This is a genomic window from Brevibacterium ammoniilyticum (assembly GCF_038429965.1).
Taxonomy (GTDB): domain Bacteria; phylum Actinomycetota; class Actinomycetes; order Actinomycetales; family Brevibacteriaceae; genus Brevibacterium; species Brevibacterium ammoniilyticum.
The window spans coordinates 318,220-333,683 of sequence record NZ_BAABNP010000001.1; the positions used below are offsets into that span (position 1 = coordinate 318,220).

A 15,464-nucleotide genomic window follows, 5' to 3' on the forward strand; every position below is an offset into this window, starting at 1 on the left:
TCGCGCATGCGCCTAGCGCGAGCAGGGAGATTCACGCCTCGAGGAGGCGGCGCACGAGCCGGAACTGCTGGTTCGCCAGCGCAGCGACCTCGGCACTGCTCGGCAGAGAGCCGGTGCCCGCGGATGGGTTGCCGCGCTCTTCGGCAAAGCCGCTGTTCTCTGCTGCAGAGTCATCGCTCTGAGCAGCCGAGTCGGCGTCGATGAGGGCGAGCGACCATCGGTCGAACCCACGCAGCAGGGACATGAGCGCGACAGCCTGCAGCTCTGCCGGCGCACCGGCGTCGACGGCTTCGGTGCGCCGGCCCACGTCGAGCACGGCGGAGAGCCATGCGTCGACAGCGGCGTGGAACCCCTCCACGCTCGGATGACGGGGTTCTGCCCACACGATGCGCCAGAGCAGACCCAGTGCTTCGCTCTCCGGCCAGCTGCGCATGGCACCATCCCACATCGACTCCGCGACCGACCAGAAGTCGACGGCGAAGTCCTCGGGGCGAGGCGGTCGCCAGTCCTCGAGCGCCCGCTCGGTCAGGGTGGTCACGACGATGCCGAGGAGCTCATCCTTGGAGTCGATGACGTGGTAGAAGGAGCTCTTGCTCATCCCGCACGCCGCGATGATGCGATTGAGCGAGGCCTCCGCGGCCGGGTGCGCGGCGAACTCGCGGGCGGCGGCGGTGACGAGGGCGTCCCTCTTCTCGGGGGCCATGCGGGCGAACGGGGTCTCGGTCACGGGCCCATCGTAGCAAGCGACGACACCTTCTGGACCATCTGGTCCACAGCGTGCTATCGTGAATGGACCAGGTGGTCCACAACCGTTCGGGGCCGCCGCGGAACAGAAGCGAGGAGAGCCATTATGATCAGTCGACGCAGCGTCGCCGAGCAGTGGACGGACATCGAGGACGGTGAGCTGCGCATCCTCATCGTCGGGGCCGGCATCGCCGGAGTGACGCTGGCCCAGCTCCTGCGCACCCAGGGACGCCATCCCGTGCTCATCGAACGCTCGGCGACCCCCGACCGGATGATCGGCCACGACGCTGCGGGCTACATGCTCGCCCTTCTCCCGCTCATCGACCCCGTCATCGACGAGCTCGGCATCCGCGATGCCTATCGTGAACGCAGTGTCGTCATCGACGACTACGCCTTCCACTCCCACCGCGGTGACGTGCTCAGCGGCGGGGACATCGGTGCGCTGCTCTCCGCGTACGGAGAATATCGGGGGATCGCGCGCGGCGACCTCATCGAGGTGCTCACCACAGCTGAGACTCCCGTCGCATTCGGGACCACTGTGACGGCGATCCGCGAGGATGAGGACGTGTGCGTCGACCTCGTCACCGACGGTGTCGAGCCGGCTGCGTGGACCTTCGACCTCGTCGTCATCGCCGACGGTCTGCAGTCCCGCACCCGTGACCTCGTCGATGCCGGTGACGTCGAGAGATTTGAGACCGGTTGGGGCGGCTGGGTCGTGTGGGCCGACGCCGATGACCTGCCGGGGACGGGCACGGAGGTGTGGGGCGACGGATTCTTCCTCGGCGCCTATCCCGTCAAGGACAGACTCGGCATCTTCCTCGGAGGCCCTGAGGAGATCCGCGAGGGCCGGGTGGCCCGGTTCGCCCGAAAGGTCCGGGGGAGGCTGACGTCGCTGAGCCCACGACTCGACGCGTCTCTGCGTGCCGTCGAGGATGCCGCGGATCCTTACTGGTGGCCGCTGCACGACGTCCGCAGCTCCCGATGGACGACCGGTGCGACCGTCCTCCTCGGCGATGCCGCAGCAGGATTCCTCCCCACCGCCGGGGTAGGGGCGGGAATGGCGATGGAATCGGCATGGGTGCTCAGCGAGACCCTGCGCACCGCCGATCGGATGAGCCTGCCAACTGACCTCGCCCGGTTCGAGGAGATCGCCCGCCCTCGGGTCGAGCAGGCACAGGGCAATTCGCGCTCACTCGCACGCCTGATGTTCCGGTCCTCGACGCTCTTTGCGGCTCTGCGCAGTCAGATCGTGCGCCGCCTCAGCCTGCGCCTCGTCCTCCGTTCGATCATCGGACTGCTCGAACACCGCCTCGAGCGTCCGCAGTCGTCATCGTCGACCTCGTCGTCGCACTGATGTGATAGGAATGGCCGTGGCCCGCAATCGGGTCCGACCGGAACGAGCAAGGGGCAGGATGACTCAGGCGGACACCTCGGCGAAGAAGACCCGCGAACTCAAGCGGGGACTGCACTCGCGGCACCTGCAGATGATCGCGATCGGCGGCGCCATCGGCACCGGACTCTTCCTCGGCTCGGGCGGAACGATCTCCCAGGCGGGACCCGGTGGGGCGCTGCTCGCCTACGCCGCGATCGGCATCATGGTGCTCTTCGTCATGCAGTCCCTCGGCGAACTCTCGACGCACCTGCCCGTGGCCGGGTCGTTCCACACGTACGGATCGCGGTACGTCAGCCCCGCCTTCGGCTTCGCGATGGGCTGGAACTACTGGTTCAACTGGGCGATCACCCTGGCCGCCGAACTCGTCGCCGCCGGCGTCATCATGTCCTTCTGGCTGCCCGACGTCCCCTCATGGATCTGGGCAGCCGTCTTCCTCGCCCTGCTCACCGGACTCAACTTCCTCTCCGCCCGCGCCTTCGGCGAAGGGGAGTTCTGGTTCTCCGCGATCAAGGTCACCGCCGTCCTCCTCTTCCTCATCCTCAGCGTGCTCATGATCGCCGGCATCATCGGCGGCCGCTCACCCGGATTCTCGAACTGGACGACCGGGGAGGCGCCGTTCGTCGGCGGCTGGATGTCGATCATCAGCGTGTTCATGATCGCCGGGTTCTCCTTCCAGGGCACGGAACTCGTCGGTGTCGCCGCAGGGGAGTCGAAGGACCCGCGCCGCGACATGCCGCGTGCCATCCGCACCGTGTTCTGGCGCATCATGCTCTTCTACATCGGCGCGATCGTCGTCATCGGCTTCCTCCTGCCCTACACCGATCCCTCCCTGCTCGCCTCGGCCGACAACAACGACATCACCGCCTCGCCCTTCACCCTCGTCTTCGAACGCGCCGGCATCGCCGTGGCCGCAAGCGTGATGAACGCCGTCATCCTCACCGCGATCCTCTCCGCCGGCAACTCCGGCCTCTACGCCTCGACCCGCATGCTCTACTCGATGGCCAAGGACGGCACGGCGCCGAAGCTCTTCGCCCGCCTCAACGAACGCGGCGTCCCCGTCATGGCGCTCATCGCCACCGCGCTCATCGGCCTCTTCGGCTTCCTCACCGAGGTGATGGGCGACGGGGCGGCCTACACGTGGCTGATCAACGTCTCCGGACTCTCCGGCTTCATCGTCTGGATCGGCATCGCGTGGTGCCACTTCCGGTTCCGGCGGGCCTACGTAAGGCAGGGCCACGATGTCGCGAACCTGCCGTACCGGGCGCCGCTGTTCCCTGTCGGTCCGATCATCGCCCTCATCATTCTCATCGTCGTCGTCGCCGGGCAGAACATCGAAGCCGTCGCCGACGGCCGCGTCATGGAGGTCGCCTCCGCCTACATCGGGCTGCCCGTCTTCCTCCTCGTATGGGGCATCTACCGCTTCGTCAAGGGACCGGCCTCCGGGCTCGTGCCGCTCGAGTCGGTCGACGTCGGCGGACTCGAGATCGCACCGAAGGACTGAGTCGCCAGAGCAGCAAGCAGTCCTGCCGGCCGAGGATTCTGCGCACCCGCGCGTGTGGATTAAGCTAGGCTCACCTAAGGCCGCAGACGCATCCGTGTCAGCGGGACGAACCGAGAAAGAGATCCATGCGCAGAATCCTCGCCCCCATCCTCGCCTCGGCGCTGCTGCTCACCGCCTGCTCCGGCGGCGGCAGCGACCAGGAGGCCGCCCCCGGCGCGACCGTCGACACGAAGTTCGGGGCCGTCGAGGTCCCCGCCGATCCGCAGCGCGTCGTCGCCCTCGGCTGGGGCGACGCGGAGACTGCGCTGGCGCTCGGCGTCCAGCCCGTCGGCGCCTCCGACTGGGTCGAGTTCGGCGGTTCGGGCGTCGGCCCGTGGGCGGAGAAGCTCTACGACACGGCGCCGGAGATCATCGCGACGCTCGAACCCGACTACGAGGCGATCGCCGCCCTCGACCCCGACCTCATCCTCGACGTCAAGAGCTCGGGCGAGCAGCAGCGCTACGACCGGCTCAGCGAGATCGCCCCGACCGTCGGCCCGCCCAAGGGCGGCGACAACTACCTCACGTCGATGGACGACCAGGTGACGATGATCTCCGAGGCGCTGGGCAAGGAGGACGAGGGGAAGAAGCAGCTGAGCGACCTCGACGCGCAGTTCGCCGCCGCGCGTGAGGCCAACCCCGAATTCCAGGGCAAGACGGTGACCGTCGCAGCGAAGACCTCGGAAGGGTGGGGCGCCTACGTCAAGGGCACCGAGAGGGTGCAGTTCATGGAGAAGCTCGGCTTCACCCAGTCGCCGAAGATCGACGCCCTCAAGGCAGAAGGGTTCAGCGCTCCGGTGTCCGAGGAGAAGCTGGGCGACCTCGACGCCGACCTCCTCGTCGCATTCCCGATCTATGTGCCCGACTCCGAGGTCACCGAGGATCCGGGCTTCAAGCGGATCCCCGCTGTCGCCGACGGCCGCTCGATCGTGCTCACGGAGAAGGACGACGAACTGCGCAAGGCCTTCTCACTCAACTCCGTGCTCTCGGCCCGCTACGCGGTCGAGAAGATGCCCGACCTCATCAAGCCGGCCGTCAAGTAGCCGACCCGCAGGGTTGCTCAGCGCAGCCGAGCGAGGCTCACCGCTGCTACCGCTGCTGCGCGCGTTCGGCACGCCAGGCATCGAGACCGACGTCGATGATGCGGGCGTGCCGGATGCGCGACAGGGCGGCGACCGAGATCCACTCCGCCCGATCGGTCGTGCCGTCGACCTCGAGCGTGCCCAGCGTCCCGCCGACGATCTCGGCGAGATAGACGACCCGCACCCCTTTGAACGGGCGGCCGCCTCGGCGCTTCTCGGTGAAGCTGTGGGTCGTCAGGGGACGGAGGAGCTCCGCGTCGAATCCGGTCTCCTCCCGGATCTCCCTCACCGTGCCGGCCTCGATGCTCTCGTCGTAGTCGATGCCGCCGCCCGGCAGCGTCCACAGGGCCCGTGACGGTTCGCCTCCTCCGTTGAACCAGCTGAGCAGGATCTCATTGCTGTCGTTGACGATCACCGCATAGCCGGCCAGGCGGGTGTCGTACTCGGAGAAGTGCAAGTCCATGCCCACACCCTACCCATGTGGCCGCCTTCACAACCGCTCGCCCCGTGCCTAGGCTGAGACCATGGCCGAAACCTCTGCGCGCACCGACGCCTATCCCGACGACAAGATGTCCGCGACCCGAGTCATCCCCGCCGAGGCGGGGGAGATCTTCGCGCTCCTCTCCGACCCCGGCCGCCACCAGGACACCGAACCGGGGGACTGGGTGCGTTCGTCGATCACCTCCGAACCGATCACCCGCACCGGTCAGGTGTTCTCGATGAACATGTTCCTCGAGCAGGCAGGCGGGGCCTACCGGATGGACAACGTCGTCACGACCTTCGAACCCGAGACGGCGATCGCCTGGGATCCCGGGCAGGCAGACGCCGCCGGCGAGGTGGCCACGGGCGGCTGGCGCTGGCGCTACGACCTGCGTCCGGTCGACGCCGGCACCGAGGTGACGCTGACCTACGACTGGTCGGAGACGACGCAGGACGTGCGCGACAAGTTCGGCGGCTTCCCCGTCTTCCCGCCCGCGTTCCTCGCAGCCTCCCTGGCCTCGTTGGAGAAGACGATGACCCGCCGCAGGTGACGGGTAGTCTGGTGGCGTGAGTACGATCGCCAGCAGACGCATCGGGGAGAGCGGGAAGCTCATCGTCTTCCTCCACGGGCTCTTCGGCCGGGGCAAGAACTTCGCCACCGTCGCGAAGGCGCTGACCCCGGAGTTCTCGAGCCTCCTCGTCGACCTCCCCAACCACGGCGACTCCGCGTGGACCGAGGAGTTCAGCTACGTCGACATCGCCGATGCCGTGGCCGCCCACATCGCCGAGGTGACCGCCCCCGAGGAGAGGCCGGTCCACCTCGTCGGGCACTCCCTCGGCGGCAAGGTCGCCATGGTCCTGGCCCTGCGCCACCCCGAGCTCGTCGACCGCCTCGTCGTCGTCGACATCGCCCCGAGCGGGGGAGGGGACGTCGGGACCTTCAATCATCTCCTCTCGAGCCTCGCCGAGCTCGACCTCGGCGCCGTCGTCTCGCGCACCGAGGCGGATCAGGCGCTGCAGGCGTCGATCCCCGACCCGGTCGTGCGCGGATTCCTGCTGCAGAACCTCCGCCCCTCACCGGACGGCTATGCGTGGCAGCCGAACCTCACCCTGCTGCGTGCGAGTCTGCCGACGATCGGCGGATTCCCGGACGCGACGGAACTGACCTCTCGCGCCGGCGGGTCCGCAACCTTCGACCGTCCGGTGCTGTGGATGGCCGGGGCGGAGTCGGACTACATCGACCGCGCACAGCTGCCGCTCATGCGCTCCTTCTTCCCCCGCACCACACTGCTCACCGTCAAAGGCTCGGGCCACTGGGTCCACTCGGAGAAGCCCGAGGCCTTCGTGACGGCCGTGCGGACGTTCCTCGAGCGACCGGAATATGCTGGTTGAGCACACTGTTGAGCAGTATGACCACGAACATCGCTTCCCAGGAGGACCGAGTGAGCACACCGAGTGACCCGACGCCCAAGTTCGCCGACTACGCCGACGGATCCCGACTCGTGAGCACCGACTGGGTGGCCGAGCACGGCAACGACCCCGGCGTCGTCGTCATCGAAAGCGACGAGGACGTCCTCCTCTACGAGACCGGCCACATTCCCGGTGCCGTCAAGATCGACTGGCACACCGAGCTCAACGACCCGGTCTCCCGCGACTACGTCGACGGGGAGGGTTTCGCGAAGCTGCTCTCGGCCAAGGGGATCTCCCGTGAGGACACGGTCGTCTTCTACGGCGACAAGTCCAACTGGTGGGCCGCCTACGCCCTGTGGGTGTTCTCGCTCTTCGGCCACGCCGACGTCCGCCTCATGGACGGCGGCCGGGCGAAGTGGGAGGCCGAAGGACGCGAGTTGACCACGGCCCGACCCGAGCGCACGCCGAGCGACTACCCCGTCATCGACCGCGACGACTCGACCCTGCGGGCCTTCCTGCCCGAGGTCAGGGACGGCCTCGGCACCCGACCGCTCATCGACGTCCGCAGCCCCGAGGAGTACACGGGCGAACGCACCCACATGCCGGCGTACCCCGAAGAGGGCGCCCTGCGCGGCGGACACATCCCCGGTGCCCAGTCGGTGCCCTGGGCGAAGGCCGCGAACGAGGACGGCACCTTCAAGACCGCCGAAGAGTTGCGCGCGATCTACACCGAGGGCGCGGGCCTGGGCACCTCCGAGGACATCATCGCCTACTGCCGCATCGGTGAGCGCTCGAGCCACACCTGGTTCGTCCTCCAGCACCTCCTCGGCTACGACCGCGTCCGCAACTACGACGGCTCGTGGACCGAATGGGGCAACGCCGTGCGCGTGCCCATCGCCGTGGGCACCGAACCTGGCGAGGTGCAAAGCCGCTGATGAGCGAGGGCATCGTCACCTCCGACCTGCCGGAATCCTTGGCCGAGATCGTCACCGACTTCGCCGAGACCGACCCGGCCGACCGGCTGCAGCTCCTCCTCGAGTTCTCCTCCGAGCTGCCCGAGCTCCCGGCGCGCTTCGCCGACCATCCCGAGCTGCTCGAACCGGTGCCCGAATGCCAGTCGCCGATCTTCCTCGTCACCGAGGTCGACGATCCGGAGCAGGGTGAGCAGGCGATCGTTCGACTGCACTTCTCGGCTCCGCCGGAGGCCCCGACGACGCGCGGCTTCGCGGGGATCCTCTCCGAAGGTCTCGACGGCCAGTCCGCCTCGGCGGTCCTCTCCGTCCCCGCGGACCTGCCCCTGCGGCTGTCGCTGACTGAGGCGGTCAGCCCGCTGCGCCTGCGCGGGATGAGCGGCATGCTCTCGCGCATCCAGCGGCAGGTGTCTGAGAGAATCGGCACAATCACCTCCGCGTGACGACGACCTCGGTTGGCTGAGCGATCGAAGTGGGCTAGATTGTGGTTAGCCTGCCCTAATCAGCCACCCGAAGGACCTTCGATGACCGGTCTCGCCACCACCGCCTCGGCGACATCCACCGGACAGGCGTCGTCGCGGACGCTGCGGGTCAAGCGCACCGTCGGACTCATCGTCTCCCTCGCGCTCCTCGTCATCGTCGTCCTCGCCTCTCTGGCAATCGGGACCCGGGACATGCCGCTGTCGGAGGTCATCGGCGCCTTCGTCGCGCCCTCGGGCAGCGACGACCAGCTCGTTGTCCTCGAACTGCGGTACCCGCGCACGGTGCTCGGCATCCTCGTCGGCATGGGCCTGGGACTGGCCGGCGGCCTCATCCAGGCGCTCACCCGCAATCCGCTCGCCGATCCCGGCATCCTCGGCGTCAACGCCGGAGCCTCGTTCGCCGTCACCGTCGGCATCGCCTTCTTCGGGATCACCTCGATCGGCGGCTACATCTGGTTCGCCTTCGCCGGGGCGCTGCTGGCGACGACCGGGGTCTACATCATCGGCTCCTCGGGACGCAATCGCACGGTCGACCCGATCCGGCTCACCCTCGCCGGAGTGGCCGTGGCCGCGGTGCTCGCGGGCCTGACGAAGGGCATCCTGCTGACCAACGAGCGGGCCTTCGACGCGTTCCGCTCGTGGGACGTGGGAGCGATCGCCGGCCGCGGATTCGACACCGTGACCGCCGTGGCCCCGTTCATCGTCATCGGCGTCGTCCTCGCCCTCGCGCTGTCCCATTCGCTCAACGCCGTCGCCCTCGGAGACGATCTCGCCGCGAGCCTCGGCACCTCGGTCAACCGCACCCGGATCCTCTCGATCATCGCCGTCACCCTGCTGGCGGGAGCAGCCACGGCCGCGGCCGGTCCGATCGGATTCATCGGGCTGATGATCCCGCACATCGCACGGTGGATCGTCGGACCCGACCAGCGGTGGATACTCGGCTATTCGGTCATCCTCGCCCCGATCCTCCTGCTCGCCTCCGACATCATCGGCCGCGTCGTCATGAAGCCCGGGGAGCTGCAGGTCGGCGTCGTCACCGCGTTCGTCGGTGCGCCCGTGCTCATCGCCCTCGTCCGCCGGAAGAAAGCGAGCGGTCTGTGAAGTCGTCGGAGAGTCCCGTCGCGCTCGTCCCCGGCGGCGAGGTCGCCCCGGGGGAGAGGATCGACTTCGGGCGCCCGATGGTGGTCGCCTTCGGTCGCCGCATCGACGTGCGGGTCGTCGTCATCGCCGGCATCGTCACTCTGCTCGCGTTGGTCTGCGGGTTCCTCGGGCTGCTGCTCGGCAAGTTCGCCCTCACCCCCACCGAGGTGTTCCAGGGGCTCTTCGGCGTCGCCGACAAGCGCATCGTCAACACGGTCGTCGGCGAATGGCGGGCCCCACGGATCCTCGCCGGAATCGTCCTCGGTGCCGGGCTCGGCGTCTCGGGGGCCGTGTTCCAGTCCCTGACCCGCAATCCGCTCGGCAGCCCCGACATCATCGGCTTCTCGACCGGTGCCTACACCGGCGGCATCGTCACGATCATCCTCTTCGGCACGAGCTTCGTGTCCACGGCCTTCGGCGCCATCCTCGGCGGCATCCTCACCGCCCTGCTCGTCTACGTCCTCACATGGAAGGGCGGGGTCCAGGGATTCCGCCTCATCATCGTCGGCATCGCGCTCACAGCTATGCTCAATGCGTTCAATACGTGGCTGATCATGCGCTCCGACCTCGACCTCGCGATGGCCGCGGCGACCTGGGGAGCCGGCACGCTCAACGGCATGGGCTGGTCGACGATCCTGCCGGCGACCGTCGCCGTCATCGTCCTCGGCCTCGGCTGCGGTGTCTTCGCCCGCGACCTCGGGACCTTGGAGCTCGGCGACGACACCGCGAAGGCGCTGGGTGTGCGCAACGAACCCGTGCGCGCGGCCCTCATCCTCATCGCCGTCGCCCTCGTCGCCGTCGTCACCGCGGCTGCCGGGCCGATCGCGTTCGTGGCGCTGGCCGCCCCGCAGATCGGGCGACGGATCGCGAAGTCGCAGGGCACGAGCCTGCTCATGGCTGCGGCCGTGGGCGGTCTGCTGCTCGTCGCCGCCGATCTCATCGCCCAGCACGGGATGGCGCTGACGAACCAGCTGCTCGTGTGGCTGGGTGTCATCGGTGTCGACACGGCGGACGACATCCAGTTCCCCGTCGGCGTCGTCACCGTGTGCATCGGCGGCGTCTACCTCATCTGGCTCCTCATCCACGAAGCACGGAAGGCACCATGAGCGCTCACACCATCTCCGCCGATTCGTCCGACCTGGGCAGCGGCACGGGCACGGCACCTGCTCCGCTCGCCGCGGAGGGCCTCGATCTGGCCTACGACCAACGGCAGATCGTCACCGACCTCGATGTGCGGATCCCGGCAGGGAAGTTCACCGTCATCGTCGGTCCCAACGCGTGTGGGAAGTCGACGCTGCTGCGAGCGCTCGCACGGCTGCTGCCCCCGGCGAAGGGCACCGTGCTCCTCGACGGCGCCGACATCTCGAGGATGAAGACGAAGCAGATCGCGAAGCGACTCGGGCTGCTGCCGCAGTCGTCGATCGCCCCTGAGGGCATCACCGTCGGCGAACTCGTCGCCCGTGGACGGCACCCGCACCAGTCGTTCCTGCGGCAGTGGACGGACGAGGATGAGGCGGCCGTGCTCTCGGCCCTGCGGGCGACGAACACGGAGGTCCTGTCCTCGCGTCTCGTCGACGAGCTCTCGGGAGGCCAGCGGCAGAGGGTGTGGGTGGCCATGGTGCTTGCGCAGGAGACGCCGCTGCTCCTCCTCGACGAACCGACGACGTTTCTCGACGTCGCCTTTCAGATCGAACTGCTCGATCTCTTCGCCCAGCTCAACCATGAGCACGGGCACACCCTCGTCGCCGTCCTCCACGACCTCAATCAGGCGTGCCGCTACGCCGATGAGATCATCGCGATGAAGGACGGTGAGATCGTTGCGCAGGGTGCGCCCGGCGACATCGTCACCGCCGATCTCGTCCATGCCGTCTTCGGCATCGACTGCAGCGTCATCGACGATCCCGTCACCGGGGCGCCGATGATCGTGCCCGGTCCGCCGAAGAAGACCTTCGCCCAGCGTCAGGCCGCCGAGGCGGTCTGATCAGCCGGTCGGAGGCTGATTCCGCGCGGAGTCCGCTGATCCCGTCGCGTCGTCCTTCGCGGTGGTGTCCTGTGCTGCGGTGTTCGTTCCGGCCGCAGCGGGTGCGTCGTGCGTCGTCTCTGCCTCGGGCTTCTTCACCAGCTTCTGGATGCCGATCGCGATTCCCGCGACGATGCTGCCCCAGATCGTACCGAGGATGAGCGAGAAGAACGTGTTGACCAGCCAGCCGAGGATGCCCGCGACCTCGGCAGCGGGAGCCTCGAGGCTGTGGACGAAGTCGTAGATCGCGGTGAAGCCGAGCTCGTCGGTGCCGACGAGGATGATGTGCCCGCCGACCCAGAGCATCGCGAGGGTGCCGATTGTCGAGAGGCCGGCGAGGAGCTTCGGCATCGCCTTGACGAGGAAGCGGCCGAACTTCTGTGAGCCCGGGTTCTCGTGCTTGGTCATGTGGAGGCCGATGTCGTCCATCTTGACGATGAGGCCGACGACGCCGTAGACACCCACGGTGATGGCGAGGGCGACGACGACGAGGATGATCGCCCTGGACAGCAGCGGCTCGGTCGCGACCTCGTTGAGCGCGATGACCATGATCTCGCAGCTGAGCACGAAGTCGGTCGTGATCGCCGACCGGACGATCTTCTTCTCCCGACCCGCTTCGTCTTCGTCACTGGGCTGGGCGGCGGTCGGCTCCTCCTCGTGGTGTTCGATCCAGCCGAGCTTCTCGAAGATCTTCTCCGCGCCCTCGAAGCACAGGTAGGTGCCGCCGATCATGAGCAGGGGAGTGAGCAGCCACGGGAGGAACTGGCTGAGCAGGAGAATGATCGGCAGGATGATGACGATCTTGTTGAACAGCGAGCCGAGCGCGATGCGCTTGATGATCGGCAGTTCGCGCTTCGGATCGACCCCCTCGACGAACTTCGGCGTCACCGCCGCGTCATCGACGACGACACCGACGGTCTTCGCTCCGGCCCGGGACGCACCGGCGGCGACATCGTCGAGGCTGGCCGCAGAGAGCTTGACGAGGGCAGCGACATCGTCGAGGAGGGCGAAGAGACCGCCGGCCATCTACTTCTCCCCACCGGTGTCGCGGATCATCTCGCCGAGGCGGTTCCCGGCATGATCGAGGACGATGAGCGTGTCGCCGTCGACCGTGGCGCGGTGGATTCGGCCGACCCAGGGAGTCATTCCGGGGGCGGCCATCTGCGTGGTGAGGAAGGCATCGACGACGGCTTCATCGCCGTCTGCCTGCCAGCTCGTCGAGATGCGGTTGGCGCCGTCGCTGCCGGAGAGTGCGCCGCCGTCGGCGAAGTCGAGGAAGGCCTTCGATCCGGGTTCGGTCACCCACCGGCCGGTGATGTTCTGTGTCATTTCTCCTTCTCCAATCCGCCGATGACCGAGCCCTGGCCGTCCTTGACGGTCATGACGTCGCCGTCGATCGTGGCACTGGCGGCTTTCGCCAGCCAGGAATCGATCCCTGCGCATGCCTTCTGAGTCGAGGCGAAGGGTTCGAATGCGACCGAGGTCCCGTCGAGTTTCCACGTGGTCGAGATGCGATTGCACCCGTCGGAGCCGGTGACATTTCCGTCGTCAGTGAGCTCAAGGAACGGATTTCCCGCCTCAGGCGAGGTCCACTTGCCGACAGGGTCGATCGTCGCGCTCGCTGAATCGCTCGGAGTGCTCGTGTCGCTCGCCGAGGAGCTCGATGGCTCGGTCGGTTCCGTCCCCGGTCCGCAGGCGGCAAGCGGCAGGGTCGCCGCGAGCGCGACAGCGCCGAGCGCGAATCTGAGGCGGCCCGTAGGGCGGAGCTGCATGAGGGTGTCCATGTCCCGATCATAACGGGCTGGCTTGTCCTCTCGATGGGTTCGGCGCATGCGGTCGGAGAATCCAGGTTTAGTTCGTTTTGTTCACCCGCAACACGCAGACTTGTTGCCCGGCGTCGTTGCCGAACCGTAATCTGGCATGTGGTTGAGAGGCTGTTCTCGTGACCTTGGTGTGATCTTCGGGTGACATTGGTGCGAGGACATCAGCCGATCGTCACCATGTATCCGACCAAGGGAATCCAAGAGTATGCAGAAAAAAATCGTGCAGAGTTCGCTCGCCCTGACCGCCGCAGCGGCGCTCAGCCTGGGCAGCGCGTTCTTCGCGTCGCCGGCGATGGCTGCCGGACCGCAGAAGCTCGACGTGCAGAGCGACAAGCAGATCCAGAAGGCACTGTCAGAGGTCGAAGGCGTCAACGCCTACGGTGAGCGCAACGGCAAGCTCAGCCTCGGCGTTGAGAAGATCACCCCCGAGATCGAAGAGCTGACGAAGAAGTTCTCGAACGTCAAGGTCACCGAGGGCATCAAGGAACTGGAGCCCTACGCGAAGAACGACCTCGTCGGCGGTGCCGGCTACCTCGTCGGCTCGCCCTCCGGCGGCGGCGTGTGCTCGACCGGCTTCTCCGGTTGGGATGACGCGGGCAATCCCGTCGTCCTCACCGCTGGTCACTGCTCGAAGGACTACAACCCGAGCACCGGTGCGATCAAGGGTGCCACGGTGGTCAACGAGACTGAGCTTCCGAGCACGGCTCAGGCCGCCGGCGGAGAGGGCTTCGACAAGTCCGGACTCGGCGTCATCGGCAAGTGGGGCTTCACCAGCTACGGCAGTGGAGATCTCCTCAGCGGCGACCCGAAGACGTGGCCGCTGCCCAAGGAGAGCGACATCGACTTCGCCGTGATCAACGTCGACAAGTCGAAGTACAACGTCAAGAACGGCGTCACCGACTGGACGACCGCGAAGACCGACGATCTGTCGACGAAGCTGGCCACCGACATCGCCAAGGTCGGTCCGCACACCGAAGGCAAGATCCAGAAGTCGGGACGTACGACCGGTCTGACCGAAGGCCAGGTCATTCCGCGCTCGGAGTACGACTTCGACTTCCAGAACGTCGGCGGATACTGGGTGCACGGCTTCGGCGTGACCTCCCCTGCCTCCAAGCCGTTCTCGCAGCCGGGTGACTCCGGTGGCGCGGTCTTCCAGGGTGACACCGCTGTCGGTGTCATCTCGGGCGGCGGACCGCAGGGTGACGGCACCGAGTTCGGCTGGGTTGCCGACCTCGACTACTCGCTCGAGCAGTCCGGACAGTCGTTCAACCTTCAGAAGCCCGGCACCGAGACTCCTGAGGCACCCGCTGCCCCGGTGGTCAAGGACCAGACGATCAAGCCCAACGGCGACGTCAAGGGCAAGGCCGCAGCGAACGCTGAGGTCAAGGTCGACTGGAAGCCCGCCGCGGACGCCGGCACGAACAGTGCGCAGGCAGCTAAGGACGGTTCGAAGACGGTCAAGGCCGATGCCGACGGCAACATCGTGCTCGAAGGCCCTGCGGATGCCGGCGACTACGACTACACCGCGACCGCTATCGTCGGTGGGCAGGAGTCGAAGCCGACCGAATTCACCGTGACGGTCGAGGAGGAGAAGACGGAGACGCCGACCCCGGTCGAGCGGGCCATCACCGTCGATCCGAAGGAGATCGCCGCATCGGACTTCGTCAAGCAGGACAAGGCCGTGAAGATCACGGTCAAGGGCTTCGACGAGGGTGAGAAGGTCTCTCTCAAGGTCGTCGCCGGTCCGAAGAACGTCAAGGGCATCGAGCTCGATGAGACGGCGAACGCCGACGGTGTCGCAAAGTTCTCGATCTACGGCACGAGCGCCTCGGACCCCTCGGTCTACGTCGGCAAGTACGACGTGAGCGTCACGGGTGCCAATGACACCGAGGACGAGTCGGCTCTGACCGGTTCGTTCAAGGTCGTTGCCGATGATCAGGGCAACGGCGGCGGAAGCGATGACGGCAAGGGCGGCGGTGACGGCGGTGGAGATCTGCCCCGTACCGGTGCTGAGCTGACCGGTCTTGCTGCCGGTGCAGGTCTGCTGCTCGTCGGTGGTGCCGCTGTGGTGCTGACGATGCGTCGGGTCAAGAAGAACTGAGGTCTCTGACGGTCACTCTGTGACCAGATGAATGATCTGAGAAGGGCGCTTCCGGTAGTCTCACCGGGAGCGCCCTTCCTCGCGTCTGCACTCGGTGGCGCATCTGTCCGACATCTGTCGTCAAGTGCGCTTGTCGGTCGGTTCAGGCGGCCACGCATGGACGGTGACGTTTCGTTCATTTAGTTCACAGCCAGAAGGCCTGATTCTTGGTGGTTGCTGGGCGCGGACCGTAACCTGTTTGTGACTAAGGTCATCGGTTTGTGACATTAGCAACTCCC

Annotated in this window: 16 protein-coding genes; 11 read left to right on the top strand and 5 right to left on the bottom strand. The window is 67.1% G+C overall.

Going from position 1 to position 15,464, the window contains the following annotated elements; genetic code table 11:
- Positions 1-31: 31 nt before the first annotated feature.
- Positions 32-727 (bottom strand): TetR/AcrR family transcriptional regulator, encoded by a 696-nt coding sequence (locus tag AAHA49_RS01490; RefSeq protein ID WP_339393668.1) that lies wholly within the window; start codon positions 725-727, stop codon positions 32-34.
- 123 nt (positions 728-850) lie between these two features.
- On the opposite strand from AAHA49_RS01490, the gene AAHA49_RS01495 reads away from it, so the two are divergent.
- From AAHA49_RS01495 to AAHA49_RS01505, 3 genes are all read left to right on the top strand, one after another.
- Positions 851-2,098 (top strand): FAD-dependent oxidoreductase, encoded by a 1,248-nt coding sequence (locus tag AAHA49_RS01495; RefSeq protein ID WP_342036931.1) that lies wholly within the window; start codon positions 851-853, stop codon positions 2,096-2,098.
- A 58-nt stretch (positions 2,099-2,156) separates the two neighbouring features.
- Complete coding sequence (locus AAHA49_RS01500; RefSeq protein WP_342036932.1) at positions 2,157-3,638, top strand: amino acid permease; 1,482 nt, start codon at positions 2,157-2,159, stop codon at positions 3,636-3,638.
- A gap of 125 nt (positions 3,639-3,763) precedes the next feature.
- Positions 3,764-4,720, top strand: a complete 957-nt coding sequence (locus AAHA49_RS01505; RefSeq protein WP_342036933.1) for an iron-siderophore ABC transporter substrate-binding protein — start codon at positions 3,764-3,766, stop codon at positions 4,718-4,720.
- Between the two features lie 46 nt (positions 4,721-4,766).
- On the opposite strand, the gene AAHA49_RS01510 is transcribed toward AAHA49_RS01505, so the two are convergent.
- On the bottom strand, positions 4,767-5,222 hold the full coding sequence (locus AAHA49_RS01510; RefSeq protein WP_342036934.1) for an NUDIX hydrolase: 456 nt from the start codon (positions 5,220-5,222) through the stop codon (positions 4,767-4,769).
- A gap of 61 nt (positions 5,223-5,283) precedes the next feature.
- Between AAHA49_RS01510 and AAHA49_RS01515 the strand changes: the two genes are divergently transcribed.
- From AAHA49_RS01515 to AAHA49_RS01545, 7 genes are all read left to right on the top strand, one after another.
- Positions 5,284-5,790 carry an SRPBCC family protein gene (locus tag AAHA49_RS01515; protein ID WP_342036935.1) on the top strand — a complete coding sequence of 169 codons (507 nt, stop codon included), beginning with the start codon at positions 5,284-5,286 and terminating at the stop codon, positions 5,788-5,790.
- A 16-nt stretch (positions 5,791-5,806) separates the two neighbouring features.
- Positions 5,807-6,631, top strand: a complete 825-nt coding sequence (locus tag AAHA49_RS01520) for an alpha/beta fold hydrolase (RefSeq protein WP_342036936.1) — start codon at positions 5,807-5,809, stop codon at positions 6,629-6,631.
- A 50-nt stretch (positions 6,632-6,681) separates the two neighbouring features.
- Positions 6,682-7,584, top strand: coding sequence for a sulfurtransferase (locus tag AAHA49_RS01525; protein ID WP_342036937.1), 903 nt, complete (start codon positions 6,682-6,684; stop codon positions 7,582-7,584).
- A complete protein-coding gene (locus tag AAHA49_RS01530) occupies positions 7,584-8,063 on the top strand; it encodes a SufE family protein (RefSeq protein ID WP_342036938.1) in 480 nt (159 codons plus the stop codon). Before AAHA49_RS01525 ends, AAHA49_RS01530 begins: the two co-directional genes overlap by 1 nt.
- 81 nt (positions 8,064-8,144) lie before the next feature.
- Positions 8,145-9,203 carry an iron chelate uptake ABC transporter family permease subunit gene (locus AAHA49_RS01535; protein WP_342036939.1) on the top strand — a complete coding sequence of 353 codons (1,059 nt, stop codon included), beginning with the start codon at positions 8,145-8,147 and terminating at the stop codon, positions 9,201-9,203.
- The gene (locus tag AAHA49_RS01540; RefSeq protein ID WP_342036940.1) at positions 9,200-10,348 is read left to right on the top strand and encodes a FecCD family ABC transporter permease; all 1,149 of its coding nucleotides are present in this window, start codon (positions 9,200-9,202) and stop codon (positions 10,346-10,348) included. Before AAHA49_RS01535 ends, AAHA49_RS01540 begins: the two co-directional genes overlap by 4 nt.
- Positions 10,345-11,223 carry an ABC transporter ATP-binding protein gene (locus tag AAHA49_RS01545; RefSeq protein ID WP_342036941.1) on the top strand — a complete coding sequence of 293 codons (879 nt, stop codon included), beginning with the start codon at positions 10,345-10,347 and terminating at the stop codon, positions 11,221-11,223. The genes AAHA49_RS01540 and AAHA49_RS01545 overlap by 4 nt, the downstream gene beginning before the upstream one ends.
- On the opposite strand, the gene AAHA49_RS01550 is transcribed toward AAHA49_RS01545, so the two are convergent.
- From AAHA49_RS01550 to AAHA49_RS01560, 3 genes are read right to left on the bottom strand one after another with little or no spacing between them, the layout of a single operon-like run.
- Positions 11,224-12,288: a DUF808 domain-containing protein gene (locus tag AAHA49_RS01550; protein WP_342036942.1), complete on the bottom strand. Its 1,065-nt coding sequence runs from the start codon at positions 12,286-12,288 to the stop codon at positions 11,224-11,226.
- Positions 12,289-12,591, bottom strand: coding sequence for an META domain-containing protein (locus AAHA49_RS01555; protein WP_342036943.1), 303 nt, complete (start codon positions 12,589-12,591; stop codon positions 12,289-12,291). It lies immediately after the preceding gene.
- Positions 12,588-13,046, bottom strand: coding sequence for an META domain-containing protein (locus AAHA49_RS01560; protein WP_342036944.1), 459 nt, complete (start codon positions 13,044-13,046; stop codon positions 12,588-12,590). The genes AAHA49_RS01555 and AAHA49_RS01560 overlap by 4 nt, the downstream gene beginning before the upstream one ends.
- Before the next feature lie 244 nt (positions 13,047-13,290).
- On the opposite strand from AAHA49_RS01560, the gene AAHA49_RS01565 reads away from it, so the two are divergent.
- Positions 13,291-15,186, top strand: a complete 1,896-nt coding sequence (locus AAHA49_RS01565; protein WP_342036945.1) for a S1 family peptidase — start codon at positions 13,291-13,293, stop codon at positions 15,184-15,186.
- The last annotated feature ends 278 nt before the right edge of the window (positions 15,187-15,464 follow it).

Excerpts from the sequence above, each read along its gene's own strand:
- AAHA49_RS01495 (WP_342036931.1), top strand. The coding sequence starts at position 851 with ATGATCAGTCGACGCAGCGTCGCCGAGCAGTGGACGGACATCGAGGAC.
- AAHA49_RS01500 (WP_342036932.1), top strand. The coding sequence starts at position 2,157 with ATGACTCAGGCGGACACCTCGGCGAAGAAGACCCGCGAACTCAAGCGG.
- AAHA49_RS01505 (WP_342036933.1), top strand. The coding sequence starts at position 3,764 with ATGCGCAGAATCCTCGCCCCCATCCTCGCCTCGGCGCTGCTGCTCACC.
- AAHA49_RS01510 (WP_342036934.1), bottom strand. The coding sequence starts at position 5,222 with ATGGACTTGCACTTCTCCGAGTACGACACCCGCCTGGCCGGCTATGCG.
- AAHA49_RS01515 (WP_342036935.1), top strand. The coding sequence starts at position 5,284 with ATGGCCGAAACCTCTGCGCGCACCGACGCCTATCCCGACGACAAGATG.
- AAHA49_RS01530 (WP_342036938.1), top strand. The coding sequence starts at position 7,584 with ATGAGCGAGGGCATCGTCACCTCCGACCTGCCGGAATCCTTGGCCGAG.
- AAHA49_RS01535 (WP_342036939.1), top strand. The coding sequence starts at position 8,145 with ATGACCGGTCTCGCCACCACCGCCTCGGCGACATCCACCGGACAGGCG.
- AAHA49_RS01545 (WP_342036941.1), top strand. The coding sequence starts at position 10,345 with ATGAGCGCTCACACCATCTCCGCCGATTCGTCCGACCTGGGCAGCGGC.
- AAHA49_RS01550 (WP_342036942.1), bottom strand. The coding sequence starts at position 12,288 with ATGGCCGGCGGTCTCTTCGCCCTCCTCGACGATGTCGCTGCCCTCGTC.
- AAHA49_RS01555 (WP_342036943.1), bottom strand. The coding sequence starts at position 12,591 with ATGACACAGAACATCACCGGCCGGTGGGTGACCGAACCCGGATCGAAG.
- AAHA49_RS01560 (WP_342036944.1), bottom strand. The coding sequence starts at position 13,046 with ATGGACACCCTCATGCAGCTCCGCCCTACGGGCCGCCTCAGATTCGCG.
- AAHA49_RS01565 (WP_342036945.1), top strand. The coding sequence starts at position 13,291 with ATGCAGAAAAAAATCGTGCAGAGTTCGCTCGCCCTGACCGCCGCAGCG.